Here is a 17,304-nt window from a genome sequence, read left to right on the forward strand (position 1 = left end):
TCATGCAAAATTCAATCGGCGCACCTAAGCAGAGGCTCAGCCTCAGCGATCCACGAGTGCGTGCGTGGCTGTTTCAGATCATCACGGTTGTCGCCGTGGTCGGGATGGGTTGGTACCTGTTCGACAACACGCAAACCAACCTTCAGCACCGGGGCATTACCTCGGGTTTCGACTTTCTTGAGCGCAGTGCCGGTTTCGGCATCGCTCAGCACCTGATCGACTACACCGAATCGGACAGCTATGCCCGTGTGTTCGTCATCGGTTTGCTCAACACCCTGCTGGTCACCTTTATCGGTGTAATCCTGGCGACGATCCTCGGTTTCATCGTCGGTGTGGCACGGCTGTCGAAGAACTGGATCATTGCCAAGCTGGCGACGGTGTATGTAGAGGTCTTCCGTAACATTCCGCCGCTGCTGCAAATCCTGTTCTGGTACTTCGCCGTGTTCCTGACCATGCCGGGGCCACGCAACAGCCATAACTTCGGCGACACCTTCTTCGTCAGCAGCCGCGGCCTGAACATGCCTGCAGCGTTGACGGCGGATGGTTTCTGGCCGTTTGTGGCGAGCATCGTCGTGGCCATCGTGGCCATCGTGCTGATGAGCCGCTGGGCGACCAAACGCTTCGAAGCGACAGGCGTACCGTTTCACAAATTCTGGGCAGGCCTGGCGCTGTTCCTGGTGATCCCTGCGCTGTGTGCGTTGATCTTCGGCGCGCCACTGCACTGGGAAATGCCAGAGCTCAAGGGCTTCAACTTCGTCGGTGGCTGGGTGCTGATCCCGGAACTGCTGGCGCTGACCCTGGCCCTGACGGTGTACACCGCGGCGTTTATCGCCGAAATCGTGCGTTCGGGCATCAAGTCGGTCAGCCACGGCCAGACCGAAGCGGCCCACTCGTTGGGATTGCGCAATGGTCCGACCCTGCGCAAGGTGATCATCCCGCAAGCCCTGCGCGTGATCATTCCACCGCTGACCAGCCAATACCTGAACCTGGCGAAAAACTCCTCGCTGGCGGCCGGTATCGGTTATCCGGAGATGGTGTCGTTGTTTGCCGGTACGGTGCTGAACCAGACCGGGCAGGCGATCGAAGTCATTGCCATCACCATGAGCGTGTACCTGGCGATCAGTATCAGCATTTCCCTGCTGATGAACTGGTACAACAAGCGCATTGCGCTGATCGAGCGGTAAGGAAAAGCGCATGACGACTCATACTTTCAAACCCGACATGCCACCACCGAGCAGCAGCATCGGTATCGTGGCGTGGATGCGGGCGCACATGTTCTCCAGCTGGATCAACACCCTGCTGACGCTGTTCGCGTTCTATCTGATTTACCTGATAGTTCCGCCTGTCGTGAGCTGGGCGATTCTTGATGCCAACTGGGTCGGTACCACCCGCGCCGATTGCACCAAGGAGGGCGCCTGCTGGGTGTTCATCCAGCAGCGCTTCGGCCAGTTCATGTACGGTTACTACCCGACAGACCTGCGCTGGCGCGTAGACCTGACCGTGTGGCTGGCGGTGATTGGCGTGGCGCCGTTGTTCATCGCACGCGTTCCACACAAGGCAATCTACGGCCTGAGCTTTCTGGTGCTCTATCCGATCATTTCCTACGTCTTGTTGCACGGTGGATGGTTCGGTCTGACCGAAGTGGCGACCAGCCAATGGGGCGGCTTGATGCTGACTCTGGTGATCGCTACCGTCGGTATCGTCGGTGCATTGCCGCTGGGTATCGTTCTGGCCTTGGGCCGGCGTTCGAACATGCCGGCGATTCGTGTGGTCTGCGTGACCTTCATCGAGTTCTGGCGCGGTGTGCCGTTGATCACGGTGCTGTTCATGTCGTCGGTGATGTTGCCGTTGTTCCTGCCCGAAGGCATGAACTTCGACAAACTGCTGCGCGCGCTCATCGGTGTGATCCTGTTCCAGTCGGCCTACATCGCTGAAGTGGTGCGTGGCGGTTTGCAAGCGATCCCCAAAGGTCAGTACGAAGCGGCTGCAGCGATGGGCCTCGGTTACTGGCGCAGCATGGGCCTGGTGATTCTGCCGCAAGCCCTGAAGCTGGTGATCCCTGGCATCGTCAACACCTTCATTGCGCTGTTCAAGGACACGAGCCTGGTGATCATCATCGGCCTGTTCGACCTGCTCAACAGCGTCAAGCAAGCCGCCGCCGACCCGAAATGGCTGGGCATGGCCACTGAAGGCTATGTGTTCGCGGCCCTGGTGTTCTGGATTTTCTGTTTTGGTATGTCGCGCTATTCCATGCATCTGGAACGCAAGCTCGACACTGGCCACAAGCGTTAGGAGTTCTGTAATGAGCGAAGCAATCAAAAAGCCTGTGAGCCCTGAAGGCATTATTCAGATGCAGGGTGTGAACAAGTGGTACGGCCAGTTCCACGTGTTGAAAGACATCAACCTGAACGTCAAGCAAGGCGAGCGTATCGTTTTGTGCGGCCCGTCGGGTTCCGGCAAATCCACCACCATCCGTTGCCTCAACCGACTGGAAGAACACCAGCAGGGCCGCATCGTGGTCGATGGCGTGGAGTTGACCAACGACCTCAAGCAGATCGAAGCGATCCGCCGTGAAGTCGGCATGGTGTTCCAGCACTTCAACCTGTTCCCGCACCTGACCATCCTGCAGAACTGCACCCTGGCGCCGATGTGGGTACGCAAGATGCCCAAGCGCAAGGCCGAGGAAATCGCCATGCATTACCTGGAGCGCGTACGCATTCCGGAGCAGGCGCATAAATACCCGGGGCAACTGTCTGGTGGTCAGCAACAGCGTGTGGCAATTGCCCGTGCCCTGTGCATGAAACCGAAAATCATGCTGTTCGACGAACCGACTTCAGCACTCGACCCAGAGATGGTGAAAGAAGTTCTGGACACCATGATCGGCCTGGCCGAAGACGGCATGACCATGCTTTGTGTAACCCACGAAATGGGCTTCGCCCGTACCGTGGCCAATCGCGTGATCTTCATGGACAAAGGTGAAATCGTCGAACAGGCTGCGCCGAACGACTTCTTCGACAACCCGCAGAATGAGCGCACGAAGCTGTTCTTGAGCCAGATTCTGCATTGATGCCAGACTGACTCGTGAAAACCAACCCGGCCTCGCGCCGGGTTTGTTTTTTGTACGTCTGGTGCTCAGGACACAGTGAGCGTTTCATGTTCCTTGTGCACTGTATCCTTGAAACCCCTCAAGTCCGCTCCTTCACCCAGGGCTTTCGCATCGGCAAGCAAGTGCGGATAGCGATCCAGCAAGCGCATAAGCAGCATCAACGCTTTGGGCGGAAGTAATTCGCCGCGCTCGTAACGGGAAAACGCGTTGTGTCCGCCGCCGGACAACAGATGTATCGCTTCTTTTTGCGACAGATGCAGTTTGCGGCGGATGCGCTTCATCTCGTTGCCGATCATTTGTCTGCCGGCGATGACCAGTTCGTCGCACGCATCTGAATAGCGCTCCGAGCAACCGGGGTCGAGTATGACTTCTCCGCATGCCTGGCACTCCCATCCAGACAAGTCATCGACCCGGCGCTCCATTCCCTTGACACTCATGGTTTCGCCGCGACCTTCGAAGTGCCTCATTCCCTCACGCGCGCCGCAGCTGAAGCATTGTTTTGTATTCATGGGTTTTTCTCCTTGAAGGAGATCACCGGAGGTTCACTGCCTGAGCAGTAAGTAACCTTTATGTAAATCTCCAGATCGTGCGAAGTGATGTGGTAGACGTCTTGCCAAATCCGATGATCGTCATAGGTAGTCATTGATTTGTACAACATCTTGCTGTGCAATTCGAAAACGACTTCTTGCATTTCCCTGATGCTAAAGCCCAGGTCTCTGCCGTTTTTCCGTGCCGTCTTGGTAAACGCGTTTTTCCCGAGCCGCCTGACATCCTCCTTGATCACCACCAGGTTGTAATGGGGTGTGTTCTTCTCCATAAGAAACCTTGAACCTGTCCTAGAAATTACCCTTAAAGGGTAATTTTGACTAATCGAAAATCCCGCTCCTTCTCCTGCCCTTTGAACGTAGGCGGTTGCCGTCCTACGCATAGCTGACTAACATGTCAGAAAATTCATCCTATGATTGGATGAAAGGGCGAATTCAATGTCAGAAATTTCTCCACTCATAAAGCGGTCCTTGGTCGATCAGGCCCTGGATCAGTTGCGCTTGCGCATCACCGAAGGTGTATGGGCGGTCGGCCAGCGTTTACCTACCGAACCCGAGCTGTCCGCCGAGTTGGGCATCAGTCGCAATACCGTGCGTGAAGCCATGCGCGTGTTGGCGTTTTCCGGGTTGATCGAGATTCGGCAGGGCGACGGCAGTTATCTGCGGGCGGTGGTTGATCCACTCGACACCATAAAGGCGTTGTCCCGCTGCTCCCACGAGCAAGCCCGGGAGACTCGGCACATTCTGGAAGTCGAGGCCATCGGCCTGGCTGCGTTGCGTCGGACCGACGAAGACCTGGTGGCATTGCGCGAGGCGTTGGGCGTCAGTGGCAGTCACTACCACGGCGATCTCGACACGTATATCGCTTGCGATCTGGTGTTTCACCGCCGCTTGGTTGACGCCGCACACAACCCGACCCTCAGCGAGTTGTATCGCTATTTCTCCAGCGTCATCGGCGCGCAATTGCGCGAAACCCTGAACATTTCCCCCCGACGTCAAGAAGTGTTCGACCTCCATATCGAACTGCTCGATGCCGTCGAGCAACGCGACCCGGAACGGGCAAAAGCCCTGTCGAGGCAGTTGATCAATGAACCTTGAAACCGAGAATCCCATGTCCACCCAGCAGGCCAGCAACAGCAGCATCACTGAGCGCAAGCGTACGGCGGAGCTCGAAGAGCTGTTGATCGACGCCGAGGCCGACGACGAACAGGTTCAGCAAACTCACCCGGTCCTTCAGCGGCCATGGCTGCTGTTGCTCGGCCTGATTCTGGTGGCGCTGAACCTGCGTCCGGCGTTGTCGAGCATGGCGCCGATGCTCAGCGAGATCTCGAAGACGCTGGGGCTCTCGGCTGCCCAGGCCGGGTTGCTGACAACCTTGCCGGTACTTTGCCTCGGTCTGTTCGCACCCTTGGCACCAGTGCTGGCGCGGCGTTTTGGTGCCGAACGGGTGGTGTTGGGGATTCTTCTGATGCTGGCTGGCGGGATCATGTTGCGCAGTTCGTTCGGCGAGGTCGGCCTGTTCGCCGGTAGCGTGATGGCCGGCGCCAGTATCGGGGTGATCGGCGTGCTGCTGCCTGGCATTGTTAAACGCGATTTCCCGAAACAGGCCGGCACCATGACCGGCGTCTACACCATGGCCCTGTGCCTGGGCGCGGCCATGGCGGCTGGGGCAACCGTGCCGCTGAGCGAACACTTCGATAAAAACTGGGCCTTGGGTCTCGGCTTCTGGATGGTTCCAGCGTTGGTCGCGGCGATTTTCTGGCTGCCGCAAGTCGGTCAGAAACACGGCGCGCACCATGTTGCCTATCGGGTCCGAGGGCTGTTGCGTGATCCGCTGGCCTGGCAAGTGACCTTGTACATGGGCCTGCAATCGTCTTTGGCCTACATCGTGTTTGGCTGGCTGCCGTCGATTCTGATCGGCCGCGGTCTAACGCCAACCCAGGCCGGTCTGGTGTTGTCGGGTTCGGTGATTGTCCAGTTGATCAGCTCGCTGGCAGCACCCTGGCTGGCGACGCGTGGCAAGGATCAGCGGCCGGCGATCGTGATTGTCATGGCAATGACCCTCGGCGGTTTGTTCGGTTGCCTCTATGCACCGATCGATGGCCTGTGGGGCTGGGCGATCCTGCTGGGGTTGGGGCAGGGCGCCACCTTCAGCCTGGCGCTGACCCTGATCGTGCTGCGTTCGCGGGACGCCCATGTCGCGGCCAACCTGTCGAGCATGGCCCAGGGCTTCGGCTACACCCTGGCGTCCATGGGGCCGTTCGCGGTCGGTGTAGTGCATGACTGGACCGGCGGCTGGACTGCCCTGGGCTGGATCTTCGGCGTTATCGGCCTCGGTGCGATCATCGCCGGCCTGGGTGCCGGGCGTTCGCTGTACGTTCAGGTTCAAAGCGAGAAGGTTTGACGCTTGCGCACTGTCGGTATTCGGGCCACGAATGCCGATAGTGTTCCGCGCATTTGTTGACTATCGTGCAGGCAATCTTTCGATGCCACTTTGCAACCCAGAGAGCCTGCCCATGAGTGACGCCCACAACGCCTTGATCACCCGGTTCTACCAAGCCTTCCAACGGCTCGATGCCGAGGCCATGAGCGCCTGCTATACCGACGACGTGGTGTTCAGTGATCCGGCATTCGGCGAGCTGCGCGGGCGCGACGCCGGCGACATGTGGCGCATGCTCACCACCCGGGCCAAGGACTTCTCCCTGACCTTCGATAACGTGCGCAGCGATGAACGCACCGGCGGTGCCCATTGGGTGGCGACCTACCTGTTCAGTCAGACCGGCAATACCGTGGTCAACGACATCCAGGCGCGTTTCGTGTTTCGTGACGGCAAGATCTGCGAGCATCACGACAGCTTTGATCTGTGGCGCTGGTCGCGTCAGGCGCTGGGTTTCAAAGGGCTGTTGTTGGGCTGGACGCCAGTGGTGAAAAACGCCGTTCGTGCCCAGGCCTTGAAGGGGCTGAAGGCATTTCAGGCCAGTCGCTGATAAGATCGCGGCTTGTTTCCTACAAGCCTTGATCGTGACGTGACCACCCTCAGCGAAATCCCCGTCGATGCCGATACACCGGTTAGCAAACCCTGGTTCGTCTACCTCGTTCGCGCGGCCAATGGTTCGCTCTACTGTGGGATCAGCGACGATCCCGTCCGCCGTTTCGCCACTCACCAAAGTGGCAAAGGTGCGCGCTTCTTCCTGTCCAGCCCGGCCGTGGCGCTGGTGTACACCGAAGTCTGTCGCGACAAAAGCGAAGCGCTGCGCCAGGAACGATTGATTAAAAAACTCAAGAAAAGCGCCAAGGAATGTCTGGTGGCGAGCGCGGCTGCGGGCTTATCAATCTGACTGATAAGCGTCCATCAGGCAGATGGGTAGGCTGCTTGTGGATTGCGCGCTAAGCTGCGGGTTCCTTATCCGAGCGGCGGAGCCGAGCATGTCCGAGTTGATTCTTCATCACTACCCGACGTCCCCTTTCGCCGAAAAGGCCCGCTTGCTGCTGGGCTTCAAGGGGCTGTCCTGGCGCTCGGTGAACATCTCGCCAGTGATGCCGAAACCCGATCTGACGGCGCTGACCGGCGGCTATCGCAAGACGCCGGTATTGCAGATTGGTGCTGATGTCTATTGCGACACGGCACTGATGGCGCGTCGTCTGGAGCAGGAAAAAGCTTTGCCGGCGTTCTTCCCGGAAGGCCAGGAAATGATCACCGCGACCTTCGCGGCATGGGTTGATTCAGTGGTGTTCCAGCATGCGGTCAGCCTGGTGTTCCAGCCGGCGTCGGTGGCGGTGCGCTTTGGCAAGTTGTCGCCGGAAGCGATCAAGGGGTTCCTGGCCGATCGCGCCGGCTTGTTCAGCGGTGGCAGCGCTACACGGTTATCGGCCGAGCAGGCTCGGCATCAGTGGCCAACGATCATGGCGCGTCTGGAGCAGCAGCTTCAGCGCGAACAGGGCGACTTCCTGTTTGGCGAGCCGTCGATTGCCGACTTTGCCCTGGCTCACCCGTTGTGGTTTCTCAAAGCGACGCACGTGACGTCACCGTTGGTGGATGCTTATCCGGCCGTTTCGGCGTGGTTTGGTCGGGTGATGGGGTTTGGTCATGGCGCGTTCAGCGAGATGACTTCCGAGGAAGCGCTTGAAGTCGCGCGTAACGCCACACCGGCTGTGTTGCCGGATGAGCAGTTCGATGAGCCGAACGGGTTCGAGGTTGGCCAGCAGGTGGTGATTGCAGCGACCGATTACGGTGTTGATCCGGTGGCGGGAGAGTTGCTGTTTGCGGGTAGCGAAGAATTGATTCTGCGTCGTGAAGACGAGCGGGCGGGTGTGGTGCATGTGCACTTTCCGCGGTTCGGATTTCGAATCGAAGTTCAGTAGGCGCTAACCATTGAATTTCTGTTCATGCACTAACCTGTGGGAGCTGGCTTGCCTGCGATGAGGTCAGCCCTGCAATTTTGATGTTGCCTGACACTCCGCTATCGCAGGCAAGCCAGCTCCCACAAGGGACGGTGTCGGTCTGAAGAGTTACTTCAGCGCCGCAAGAACCTTGTCCGGGTCATACCCGCGTATCAACGTGCCGTTCACATCGATCAGCGGAATCCCGCGTCCTCCGAGCGCCTCATAGGCCTTGCGCGCCTGGGCATCTTTCTCGATATCGAATTCCTTGTATGGAATGCCCTTCTGGTCGAGAAAGCGTCGGGTCAGCTTGCAGTAGCCGCACCAATCGGTGGCATAGAGCACGACGTTGGCCTTGGCCTGGGTCTGCTCGGACACCACCTGCGAAGGGTGAAACACCCGCTCGATCTTGCCCCAGTTCTGGTAAACCACGACCACCAGCAAGATCAGCAGGCATTTCTTCAATACACCGCCGAGCATCAGTTGCGTCGCTTGAGCTGATCGGTCAATTGGGTCGGCAGGCCTTTAATGATCAGCGTACCGGCTTCTTCGTCGTATTCGATCTTCGAGCCCAGCAGATGCGCTTCAAAGCTGATGGACAATCCCTCGGCACGACCGGTGAAGCGGCGGAACTGGTTCAGGGTGCGTTTATCTGCCGGAATCTCGGGTGACAGGCCGTAGTCCTTGTTGCGGATGTGATCGTAGAAAGCTTTCGGGCGTTCTTCGTCGATCAGCCCGGACAGTTCTTCCAGGCCCATGGGCTCGCCCATTTTTGCCTGGCTGCTGGCGTAGTCCACCAGGGTCTTGGTCTTCTCGCGTGCGGACTCTTCCGGCAGGTCTTCGCTTTCGACGAAGTCACTAAAGGCCTTGAGCAGGGTGCGGGTTTCGCCGGGGCCGTCGACGCCTTCCTGACAGCCGATGAAGTCGCGGAAGTACTCCGAAACCTTTTTGCCATTCTTGCCTTTGATGAACGAGATGTACTGCTTGGACTGTTTGTTGTTCTGCCACTCGGAGACGTTGATCCGCGCCGCCAGGTGCAACTGGCCAAGGTCCAGGTGTCGCGAAGGGGTCACGTCCAGCTGATCGGTCACTGCCACGCCTTCGCTGTGGTGCAGCAGGGCGATGGCCAGGTAATCGGTCATGCCTTGCTGGTAGTGCGCAAACAGCACGTGGCCGCCCACAGAGAGGTTCGACTCTTCCATCAGCTTTTGCAGATGTTCCACTGCCACCCGGCTGAAGGCTGTGAAGTCCTTACCGCCGTCGAGGTATTCCTTCAGCCAGCCGCTGAACGGATGCGCCCCGGACTCGGCATGGAAGAAACCCCAGGCCTTGCCTTGTTTGGCGTTGTAGCTCTCGTTGAGGTCGGCAAGCATGTACTCGATGGCGCTGGACTCGGCCAGTTCGGAATCGCGGGCATGAAGAACTGCGGGTGTGCCGTCGGGTTTTTTGTCGATCAGGTGGACGATGCAATGACGGATCGGCATGGGCTTCTCGGCTGATTGAAGAGAGGAGGGCGTGCTCCCCCGAAAAAGCGCCCAGTGTACCGCAACCACTGGTTTTGGCGCGGTACGAAGGTCAATTCGAAGCTGCCCGACGGCCCTTATGCAGCTTTTTCACGATTTAGAGCAATAAAGCTGACCAAATGGGTAGCTAGAGGCGGATATTTCCCCGTCTCTGTGCTAGTTTTGCCCGGTCTTACGCGAAGTCACTGCGTTAAGCGTGCATTCAGCATTTGTCAGGTCGAACCAAACCCTGATTTCGGTATCTATAACCCCGACTCGTCGAGGTTATGCCGAGGGTGCCAGATCCAGAAGATCGGGCTCGATGGCTGACACTGCACTCTGCAATCCATATGAATTTGATAGGGAAGGAACACTACAATGGCTCTTACTAAAGACCAACTGATCGCCGACATCGCTGAAGCTATCGACGCGCCAAAAACCACCGCGCGTAACGCTCTGGACCAACTGGGCCAAATCGTTGCTGATCAGCTGGAAAACGGCGGCGAAATCACCCTGCCAGGTATCGGCAAGCTGAAAGTGACTGAGCGTCCTGCCCGTACCGGCCGCAACCCTTCGACTGGCGCTGCCATCGAAATCGCTGCCAAGAAAGTTATCAAGCTGGTTGTGGCCAAAGGCCTGACCGACGCTGTTAACAAGTAAGACTTGTTAGAAAAAACCGTGCTCCGGAGCAATCCGGGCACGGTTTTTTTGTGTCATAAATTCTTCAAACACCGCAGATCTTTGTGGGAGCGGGCTTGCCTGCGATGGCGGCGTGTCAGTCGCCTTCTTTGACGCCTGACACACTGCTTTCGCGAGCAAGCCCGCTCCCACAGTTGATCTCCGGCGGTCAGTTAATCAGCTTTTACGCGCCCAACGTTCGCGCCAGACCTGCTGCTCGCTTTTAGTCTGGAACGTCCAGGCGACAAAGCGGCTTTGCTTCTGCCCCTGAGACATTTCCACGACCTGGCTTTCCAATACACCGGCCTTTTTCAGTGCCGTCTGGATCGCAGGCAGGTTTGAGGCTTTCGAGACCAGGGTGCTGAACCAAAGCACTTTGTGTTGAAAGTGCGCACTCTCGGCGATCAGTTGCGTCACAAAGCGTGCTTCGCCGCCTTCACACCACAGTTCGGCCGATTGACCACCAAAGTTCAGCACCGGCAGTTTGCGTTTCGGGTCGGCGCGGCCCAGTGCGCGCCATTTACGCTCGCTGCCCTTGGTTGCCTCGTCCATCGAGGCGTGGAACGGCGGGTTGCACATGGTCAGGTCGAAGCGTTCGCCGGGTTCGAGCAGGCCCAACAGAATGTGCTTGGGATTGCTTTGCTGGCGCAGCTGGATGGCTTTGTTCAGCCCGTTGGATTGCACGATGGCTTTGGCGGCGGCCACGGCCGTCGGGTCGATTTCCGAGCCGAGGAAGTGCCAGCGATAGTCGCTGTAGCCGATCAGCGGATAGACGCAGTTGGCGCCCATGCCGATATCGAGCACCTTGACCGGCGCACCGCGAGGAATTTCACCGTCGTTGACGCTGGCCAGCAGATCAGCCAGGAAGTGCACGTAGTCAGCACGGCCCGGCACCGGTGGGCACAGGTAATCGGCCGGGATGTCCCAATGGGCGATGCCGTAGAACGACTTGAGCAGCGCCCGGTTGAACACCCGAACCGCGTCCGGGCTGGCGAAGTCGATGCTTTCCTTGCCATACGGATTGATGATCACGAACTTCGCCAGCTCCGGCGTGGTCTTGATCAGCGCCGGGAAGTCGTAACGACCCTGATGGCGATTGCGCGGGTGCAGGCTGGCCTTCTCGCGGGGTTCCACGGCTTTGGCCGGGGTAGCGGAGTCAGGCTTCTTGCGCGCAGGTCTTGGTGTGCGGGGGGCGTTCATGGGCGTTGTCGATTCGGGTATGGCTAAAAGTGGCGGGTATTGTCCCACATCCAGCCGTTGTGAACCCAATTGTGAAGATCAGCACGAATCCCTGTGGGAGCGGGCTTGCCCGCGATGGCTATCTGTCAGTCACCTCAATGTTGAATTTGATGGCCCCATCGCGGGCAAGCCCGCTCCCACAGGGTGTTGTGGTGTTTGTGGGTAAGGGGCAGGCATAAAAAAGGGAGGCCGCTGCGGGCCTCCCGTTTTCATTGCGACTTGCCGTTACAGGCTGGCAATCCGCGCATGCTGCTCGGCCAGCTTGCCCAAAGCCTGCTCAGCTTCAGCCAGTTTGGCGCGTTCCTTCTCGATGACTTCGGCCGGGGCCTTATCAACGAAACCGGCATTGGACAGCTTGCCGCCGACGCGCTGAACTTCGCCCTGCAAACGCAGGATTTCCTTGTCCAGACGAGCCAGTTCGGCGTCCTTGTCGATCAGGCCGGCCATTGGCACCAGCACTTCCATCTCGCCGACCAGTGCGGTGGCGGACAGCGGTGCTTCTTCGCCGGCTTTCAGAACGGTGATCGATTCCAGACGGGCCAGCTTCTTCAGCAGCGCTTCGTTCTCGGTGAGGCGGCGCTGATCTTCGGCGCTGACGTTTTTCAGGAACAGGTTCAGCGGCTTGCCTGGACCAATGTTCATTTCGCCACGGATGTTACGCGTGCCGAGCATCAGGCCCTTGAGCCATTCGATGTCGTCTTCGGCGCCCTGATCGATACGTGCTTCGTTGGCCACTGGCCAAGGTTGCAGCATGATCGTCTTGCCTTCGATACCGGCCAGCGGCGCGACGCGCTGCCAGATTTCTTCGGTGATGAACGGCATGAACGGGTGCGCCAGGCGCAACGCGACTTCCAGTACTCGAACCAGCGTGCGGCGGGTGCCGCGTTGACGTTCGACCGGTGCATTTTCGTCCCACAGCACAGGCTTGGACAGTTCCAGGTACCAGTCGCAATACTGGTTCCAAATGAACTCGTACAAGGCTTGTGCGGCCAGATCGAAACGGAACTGATCGAGTTGACGAGTGACTTCGGTTTCGGTGCGTTGCAACTGCGAAATGATCCAGCGATCTGCCAGGGACAGCTCGTAGGCTTCGCCGTTCTGACCGCAATCTTCGCCCTTGTCCAGCACGTAGCGCGCAGCGTTCCAGATCTTGTTGCAGAAGTTGCGATAGCCTTCGACGCGGCCCATGTCGAACTTGATGTCGCGACCGGTCGATGCCAGCGAGCAGAACGTGAAGCGCAGGGCGTCGGTGCCATAGCTGGCGATGCCGTCGGCGAACTCGTCGCGGGTCTGCTTCTCGATCTTCTTCGCCAGTTTCGGCTGCATCATGCCGGAGGTACGTTTCTGCACCAGTTCTTCCAGCTCGATACCGTCGATGATGTCCAGCGGGTCAAGGACGTTGCCCTTGGACTTGGACATCTTCTGGCCCTGGCCATCACGCACCAGACCGTGCACGTAAACGGTCTTGAATGGAACCTGCGGCGTGCCGTCTTCGTTTTTCACCAAGTGCATGGTGAGCATGATCATCCGGGCAACCCAGAAGAAAATGATGTCGAAACCGGTCACCAGCACGTCGGTGGAGTGGAATTTCTTCAGGAGTTCGGTCTGCTCCGGCCAGCCGAGCGTGGAGAAAGTCCACAGGCCCGAACTGAACCAGGTATCCAGAACGTCGTTGTCCTGTTGCAGCGCAACGTCCGGGCCGAGGTTGTTCTTGGCGCGTACTTCGGCTTCGTCGCGACCGACATAGACCTTGCCCGACTCGTCGTACCAGGCCGGAATCCGGTGGCCCCACCACAGCTGACGGCTGATGCACCAATCCTGGATGTCACGCATCCACGAGAAGTACATGTTTTCGTATTGTTTTGGCACGAACTGAATGCGGCCGTCTTCAACCGCAGCGATGGCCGGCTCGGCCAATGGCTTGGTGGAGACGTACCACTGGTCGGTCAGCCACGGCTCGATGATGGTGCCGGAGCGGTCGCCTTTTGGCACTTTCAGGGCGTGATCGTCGACGCTGACCAGCAGGCCGGCGGCTTCGAAGGCGGCCACGATTTCCTTGCGGGCCTGGAAGCGGTTGAGGCCGACGTATTCGGCGGGCAGCGTGCCGTCGATTTGCTCGTTGACGCTGCCGTCGAGGTTGAACACCTGGGCCGCGGGCAGCACGTCAGCATTCTTGTCGAAGATGTTCAGCAGCGGCAGGTTGTGGCGCTTGCCGACTTCATAGTCGTTGAAATCGTGGGCCGGGGTGATTTTCACGCAACCGGTGCCGAATTCAGGGTCGCAGTAATCGTCGGCGATGATCGGGATGCGGCGGCCAACCAGCGGCAGCTCGACAAATTTGCCGATCAGGGCTTTGTAGCGTTCATCGTTCGGGTTAACGGCCACGGCGGCGTCGCCGAGCATGGTTTCCGGACGCGTGGTTGCGACGATCAGGTAATCATTACCTTCAGCGGTTTTGGCGCCGTCGGCCAGCGGGTACTTCAGGTTCCACAGGAAACCTTTCTCGTCGTGGTTTTCCACTTCGAGGTCGGAAATCGCCGTGTGCAGCTTGGTGTCCCAGTTGACCAGACGCTTGCCGCGGTAGATCAGGCCGTCTTCGTGCAGGCGCACGAACGCTTCTTTAACCGCTTCCGAGAGGCCGTCGTCCATGGTGAAGCGCTCACGGCTCCAGTCCACGGACGAGCCGAGGCGGCGGATCTGACGGCTGATGTTGCCGCCGGACTGATCCTTCCACTCCCAGACTTTCTCGAGGAATTTTTCGCGGCCCAGATCATGGCGACTCTGGCCTTGGGCTTCGAGTTGGCGCTCCACCAGCATTTGCGTGGCGATACCGGCGTGGTCGGTACCCGGCTGCCACAGGGTGTTGCGACCCTGCATGCGGCGGAAACGGATCAGGGCGTCCATGATCGCGTTGTTGAAGCCGTGACCCATGTGCAGGCTGCCGGTGACGTTCGGCGGCGGGATCATGATGGTGTAGGACTCGCCCGCGCCTTGCGGGGCGAAGTAATTCTCAGACTCCCAGGTGTTGTACCAGGAAGTTTCAATGGCGTGCGGCTGGTAGGTCTTATCCATGCGCGGCGGGACCCTATTGGCATTTAATCAGGAAAAGCCGGCAAGTATAGCGGGGCGTGGGGCGTAGGGCGAGCGAGTGCAGACCGGGCGCAGATCAAATGTGGGGGAAGAGCTTTTGTGGCGAGGGAGCTTGCTCCCGCTGGGGCGCGAAGCGGCCCCAATATCTGCAAGTCGGGTATGTCAGGTACAACCCATGCTCAGGTTTTACGACTGCTTCGCAGCCGAGCGGGAGCAAGCTCCCTCGCCACAGAAGCCCGCTCGGTTCTGGGTTATTCGTACTGACTCAACAACCGCTCCATCCGCGCATCCAGCCGGCGTTTGATTTCGGTTTCGATGTGCGGGGCGAAGTCGTCGATCACGTCTTGCATGATCAATAGCGCGGCGGCGCGCAGTTCGCTGTCCAGGTGCAGCAGGGCGTCGGGGCCTTTGCTGGCGGCGGGCGACGGTTGCGCGGCCGGGGCGGGTGGCGGTGTCGTTTCGACGGGTTGCGGCGCATTGCCGACAGTGTCGAACAGCATGGGGATCTGTTCCTGATCACCTTCAATGACCGTGTCGGTCAGCAAGGGCGGTTGCAGGTTGTCATCGCCGAGCAATTGGCGGATCGACTCGAGGTCATCCAGCAAATGCGCGGAATTTTGCTGCGGTTTTGGAGTGTCCATCGGAATGCTCAGAGTCGCTGTAAACGGTGATCTTGCAGAGGATAGCCCTGTTCGCGGTAGAAACGGAAACTCTCCCGCGCAGCCGAACGAATCGTCGGATCTTCCACCACCACTTCCGCCACGCGGGCGAACTGTTTGGCAAAAACCGGGACTTTCAGGTCGAGATTGACCAGCAGATCCTGATGCTGACCGCAGTCATCGCCAAGACCCAGGACAATCAAACCCTCCGGCTCGTTTTCGGCGGGACCGTGGGGCACGAAGCTCTCGCCCTTGAAGGCCCACAAACGTGCATCGAGGTCATCACGCTGGGCGGCATCGCTGCAGTGCAGGTAAATGCGGTGGCCCATGCGCCAGGCTTTTTCGGTGAGCTTGCAGGCGAAATCCAGCCGTGCCGAAGGATCGGCGCTGGGCAGGATATAGAAGTCGACTTTGGTCATTGCGGTTCCTGAGCCCCGGGACGGCGCCACTGGTCAGTGGCACCGCTCGGGGTCATCGGTTTCAGGCTTTGGCGCGGTCCAGCAGGTATTGGGTCAGCAGGGGAACCGGACGGCCAGTGGCGCCCTTGTCTTTGCCGCCGCTGGTCCAGGCCGTGCCGGCGATGTCCAGGTGCGCCCAGTTCAGGTTCTTGGTGAAGCGCGACAAGAAGCAGGCAGCGGTGATGGTGCCGGCTTTCGGGCCGCCAATGTTGGCGATGTCGGCGAACGGGCTGTCCAGCTGCTCTTGATATTCATCGAACAGCGGCAGTTGCCAGGCGCGGTCGTCGGCGGATTGGCCGGCGCTCAGCAGTTGACCGATCAGCTCGTCGTTGTTGCCCAGCAGGCCCGAGGTGTGGGAACCCAGTGCGACGACACACGCGCCGGTCAGGGTGGCGATGTCGATCACCGCTTGCGGCTTGAAGCGTTCGGAGTAGGTCAGGGCATCGCACAGCACCAGACGGCCTTCGGCGTCGGTGTTGAGGATTTCCACGGTCTGGCCGCTCATGGTGGTGACGATGTCGCCCGGACGCGAAGCATTGCCGCTCGGCATGTTCTCGGCGCAAGCCAGGATGCACACCAGGTTGATCGGCAGTTTCAGCTCAAGCACGGCACGCAAGGTACCGAACACGCTGGCGGCGCCGCCCATGTCGTACTTCATTTCATCCATGCCGGCACCCGGCTTGAGGCTGATGCCGCCGGTGTCGAAGGTGATGCCTTTGCCGACCAGTGCGTACGGCTTCTCGGATTTCTTGCCGCCGTTGTATTGCATGACGATCAGGCGCGGCGGCTGGGCGCTGCCCTGGCCGACGGCGTAGAACGAGCCCATGCCCAGGTCCTTGATCTTCTTCTCATCGAGGACTTCGACTTTCAGGCTCTTGAATTCTTTGCCCAGGTTCTTGGCTTGCTCGCCCAGGAACGTCGGGTGGCAGATGTTTGGCGGCAGGTTGCCCAGGTTACGGGTGAAGGCCATGCCATTGGCGATCGCGGTGGCATGGGCCACGGCGCGTTCGACTTCTGCCTGTGCGGCCTTGATGGTCACCAGGGTGACTTTCTTCAGGGCGAGCGGGTCGGCTTTCTGGCTCTTGAACTGGTCGAAGGTGTACTCGCCATCTACCAGGGTCTCGGCCAGCAGACGGGTCTTGCCATAGCTGTCGCGGCCTTTGACCACGACTTCGTCCAGGGCCAGCACTGCATCGCTGCCGCCCAGGCCTTTAAGGGTGTTGAGGATGCCGGCGATGATTTTGCGGAACGGGCGATCGCCCAGCTCTTCATCCTTGCCTACGCCCACCAGCAACACGCGCTCAGCCTTGAGGTTAGGCAGGCTGTGCAGCAACAGGCTCTGGCCGACTTTGCCGGCCAGGTCGCCGCGCTTGAGCACGGCACTGATGGTGCCACCGCTCAGCTCGTCGAGTTGTTTGGCAACGGCGCCGAGTTTGCGGCCTTCGCCGACGGCGACCACCAGCGTGGCGGTCTTCAACGTTTCCGGGCTAACGCTTTTTACAACCAGTTCCATGTCTGGGTCCCTGAATTAATGGTCAAAGTGCGCGACGCGCAGAAGCTTGCTTATAAGTAGAAGGACGCCGGTGCAGTGCCAGCGACAAAGGCCGCAGTTTGAACCTCGCTACCGGCGCCTGACAACCCTCGGGC

Annotated in this window: 18 protein-coding genes; 9 read left to right on the plus strand and 9 right to left on the minus strand. The window is 59.3% G+C overall.

Annotation, left to right across the window (positions count from 1 at the left end; all coding sequences use genetic code 11):
* Positions 1-2: 2 nt before the first annotated feature.
* Genes AB7M26_RS10720 through AB7M26_RS10730 form a run of 3 tightly spaced genes read left to right on the plus strand, consistent with a single transcriptional unit; the run spans position 3 to position 3,067 of the window.
* Complete coding sequence (locus AB7M26_RS10720; protein ID WP_123494441.1) at positions 3-1,184, plus strand: amino acid ABC transporter permease; 1,182 nt, start codon at positions 3-5, stop codon at positions 1,182-1,184.
* A 10-nt stretch (positions 1,185-1,194) separates the two neighbouring features.
* On the plus strand, positions 1,195-2,292 hold the full coding sequence (locus tag AB7M26_RS10725; protein WP_007905491.1) for an amino acid ABC transporter permease: 1,098 nt from the start codon (positions 1,195-1,197) through the stop codon (positions 2,290-2,292).
* A 10-nt stretch (positions 2,293-2,302) separates the two neighbouring features.
* A complete protein-coding gene (locus AB7M26_RS10730; RefSeq protein ID WP_007905492.1) occupies positions 2,303-3,067 on the plus strand; it encodes an amino acid ABC transporter ATP-binding protein in 765 nt (254 codons plus the stop codon).
* A gap of 65 nt (positions 3,068-3,132) precedes the next feature.
* Here the strand turns inward: AB7M26_RS10730 and AB7M26_RS10735 are convergent, their stop codons facing one another.
* The gene (locus AB7M26_RS10735) at positions 3,133-3,615 is read right to left on the minus strand and encodes a type II TA system antitoxin MqsA family protein (RefSeq protein ID WP_123494440.1); all 483 of its coding nucleotides are present in this window, start codon (positions 3,613-3,615) and stop codon (positions 3,133-3,135) included.
* On the minus strand, positions 3,612-3,923 hold the full coding sequence (locus AB7M26_RS10740) for a type II toxin-antitoxin system MqsR family toxin (protein WP_123494439.1): 312 nt from the start codon (positions 3,921-3,923) through the stop codon (positions 3,612-3,614). Before AB7M26_RS10740 ends, AB7M26_RS10735 begins: the two co-directional genes overlap by 4 nt.
* Before the next feature lie 166 nt (positions 3,924-4,089).
* Between AB7M26_RS10740 and AB7M26_RS10745 the strand changes: the two genes are divergently transcribed.
* The 5 genes from AB7M26_RS10745 to AB7M26_RS10765 all read left to right on the plus strand — a co-directional run bounded on the left by AB7M26_RS10745 (position 4,090) and on the right by AB7M26_RS10765 (position 8,013).
* The gene (locus AB7M26_RS10745; RefSeq protein ID WP_123494438.1) at positions 4,090-4,749 is read left to right on the plus strand and encodes a FadR/GntR family transcriptional regulator; all 660 of its coding nucleotides are present in this window, start codon (positions 4,090-4,092) and stop codon (positions 4,747-4,749) included.
* Positions 4,739-6,055, plus strand: a complete 1,317-nt coding sequence (locus AB7M26_RS10750; RefSeq protein ID WP_123494437.1) for a CynX/NimT family MFS transporter — start codon at positions 4,739-4,741, stop codon at positions 6,053-6,055. Before AB7M26_RS10745 ends, AB7M26_RS10750 begins: the two co-directional genes overlap by 11 nt.
* A gap of 112 nt (positions 6,056-6,167) precedes the next feature.
* The gene (locus AB7M26_RS10755) at positions 6,168-6,638 is read left to right on the plus strand and encodes a nuclear transport factor 2 family protein (RefSeq protein WP_123494436.1); all 471 of its coding nucleotides are present in this window, start codon (positions 6,168-6,170) and stop codon (positions 6,636-6,638) included.
* Positions 6,639-6,677: 39 nt separating this feature from the next.
* A complete protein-coding gene (locus AB7M26_RS10760; protein WP_123494435.1) occupies positions 6,678-6,989 on the plus strand; it encodes a GIY-YIG nuclease family protein in 312 nt (103 codons plus the stop codon).
* A gap of 88 nt (positions 6,990-7,077) precedes the next feature.
* Entirely contained in the window at positions 7,078-8,013 is a 936-nt protein-coding gene (locus AB7M26_RS10765) for a glutathione S-transferase family protein (protein WP_429374971.1), read from the plus strand.
* A gap of 147 nt (positions 8,014-8,160) precedes the next feature.
* Here AB7M26_RS10765 and AB7M26_RS10770 read toward each other — a convergent pair whose 3' ends face one another.
* Both AB7M26_RS10770 and yejK read right to left on the minus strand, forming a co-directional pair.
* Positions 8,161-8,511, minus strand: a complete 351-nt coding sequence (locus AB7M26_RS10770; RefSeq protein WP_123494432.1) for a glutaredoxin family protein — start codon at positions 8,509-8,511, stop codon at positions 8,161-8,163.
* On the minus strand, positions 8,511-9,515 hold the full coding sequence (gene yejK / locus AB7M26_RS10775; RefSeq protein ID WP_007905511.1) for a nucleoid-associated protein YejK: 1,005 nt from the start codon (positions 9,513-9,515) through the stop codon (positions 8,511-8,513). The genes AB7M26_RS10770 and yejK overlap by 1 nt, the downstream gene beginning before the upstream one ends.
* A 396-nt stretch (positions 9,516-9,911) precedes the next feature.
* Here yejK and AB7M26_RS10780 point away from each other — a divergent pair, with 396 nt between their 5' ends.
* Complete coding sequence (locus AB7M26_RS10780) at positions 9,912-10,193, plus strand: HU family DNA-binding protein (protein WP_007905514.1); 282 nt, start codon at positions 9,912-9,914, stop codon at positions 10,191-10,193.
* 195 nt (positions 10,194-10,388) lie between these two features.
* Here AB7M26_RS10780 and rlmF read toward each other — a convergent pair whose 3' ends face one another.
* The 5 genes from rlmF to AB7M26_RS10805 form a co-directional block, all read right to left on the minus strand.
* Entirely contained in the window at positions 10,389-11,411 is a 1,023-nt protein-coding gene (gene rlmF / locus AB7M26_RS10785; protein ID WP_007905515.1) for a 23S rRNA (adenine(1618)-N(6))-methyltransferase RlmF, read from the minus strand.
* A gap of 264 nt (positions 11,412-11,675) precedes the next feature.
* Positions 11,676-14,522 (minus strand): valine--tRNA ligase, encoded by a 2,847-nt coding sequence (locus AB7M26_RS10790; protein WP_123494431.1) that lies wholly within the window; start codon positions 14,520-14,522, stop codon positions 11,676-11,678.
* A 269-nt stretch (positions 14,523-14,791) separates the two neighbouring features.
* On the minus strand, positions 14,792-15,181 hold the full coding sequence (locus AB7M26_RS10795; RefSeq protein WP_008072054.1) for a hypothetical protein: 390 nt from the start codon (positions 15,179-15,181) through the stop codon (positions 14,792-14,794).
* An 8-nt stretch (positions 15,182-15,189) separates the two neighbouring features.
* Complete coding sequence (locus AB7M26_RS10800; RefSeq protein ID WP_123494430.1) at positions 15,190-15,618, minus strand: DNA polymerase III subunit chi; 429 nt, start codon at positions 15,616-15,618, stop codon at positions 15,190-15,192.
* 61 nt (positions 15,619-15,679) lie between these two features.
* The gene (locus AB7M26_RS10805) at positions 15,680-17,170 is read right to left on the minus strand and encodes a leucyl aminopeptidase (protein ID WP_123494429.1); all 1,491 of its coding nucleotides are present in this window, start codon (positions 17,168-17,170) and stop codon (positions 15,680-15,682) included.
* Between the last annotated feature and the right edge of the window lie 134 nt (positions 17,171-17,304).

It is taken from the genome of Pseudomonas sp. F-14 TE3482, assembly GCF_053629455.1.

Excerpts from the sequence above, each read along its gene's own strand:
- AB7M26_RS10720 (WP_123494441.1), top strand. The coding sequence starts at position 3 with ATGCAAAATTCAATCGGCGCACCTAAGCAGAGGCTCAGCCTCAGCGAT.
- AB7M26_RS10725 (WP_007905491.1), top strand. The coding sequence starts at position 1,195 with ATGACGACTCATACTTTCAAACCCGACATGCCACCACCGAGCAGCAGC.
- AB7M26_RS10730 (WP_007905492.1), top strand. The coding sequence starts at position 2,303 with ATGAGCGAAGCAATCAAAAAGCCTGTGAGCCCTGAAGGCATTATTCAG.
- AB7M26_RS10735 (WP_123494440.1), bottom strand. The coding sequence starts at position 3,615 with ATGAATACAAAACAATGCTTCAGCTGCGGCGCGCGTGAGGGAATGAGG.
- AB7M26_RS10740 (WP_123494439.1), bottom strand. The coding sequence starts at position 3,923 with ATGGAGAAGAACACACCCCATTACAACCTGGTGGTGATCAAGGAGGAT.
- AB7M26_RS10745 (WP_123494438.1), top strand. The coding sequence starts at position 4,090 with ATGTCAGAAATTTCTCCACTCATAAAGCGGTCCTTGGTCGATCAGGCC.
- AB7M26_RS10750 (WP_123494437.1), top strand. The coding sequence starts at position 4,739 with ATGAACCTTGAAACCGAGAATCCCATGTCCACCCAGCAGGCCAGCAAC.
- AB7M26_RS10755 (WP_123494436.1), top strand. The coding sequence starts at position 6,168 with ATGAGTGACGCCCACAACGCCTTGATCACCCGGTTCTACCAAGCCTTC.
- AB7M26_RS10765 (WP_429374971.1), top strand. The coding sequence starts at position 7,078 with ATGTCCGAGTTGATTCTTCATCACTACCCGACGTCCCCTTTCGCCGAA.
- AB7M26_RS10770 (WP_123494432.1), bottom strand. The coding sequence starts at position 8,511 with ATGCTCGGCGGTGTATTGAAGAAATGCCTGCTGATCTTGCTGGTGGTC.
- yejK (WP_007905511.1), bottom strand. The coding sequence starts at position 9,515 with ATGCCGATCCGTCATTGCATCGTCCACCTGATCGACAAAAAACCCGAC.
- AB7M26_RS10780 (WP_007905514.1), top strand. The coding sequence starts at position 9,912 with ATGGCTCTTACTAAAGACCAACTGATCGCCGACATCGCTGAAGCTATC.
- rlmF (WP_007905515.1), bottom strand. The coding sequence starts at position 11,411 with ATGAACGCCCCCCGCACACCAAGACCTGCGCGCAAGAAGCCTGACTCC.
- AB7M26_RS10790 (WP_123494431.1), bottom strand. The coding sequence starts at position 14,522 with ATGGATAAGACCTACCAGCCGCACGCCATTGAAACTTCCTGGTACAAC.
- AB7M26_RS10795 (WP_008072054.1), bottom strand. The coding sequence starts at position 15,181 with ATGGACACTCCAAAACCGCAGCAAAATTCCGCGCATTTGCTGGATGAC.
- AB7M26_RS10800 (WP_123494430.1), bottom strand. The coding sequence starts at position 15,618 with ATGACCAAAGTCGACTTCTATATCCTGCCCAGCGCCGATCCTTCGGCA.
- AB7M26_RS10805 (WP_123494429.1), bottom strand. The coding sequence starts at position 17,170 with ATGGAACTGGTTGTAAAAAGCGTTAGCCCGGAAACGTTGAAGACCGCC.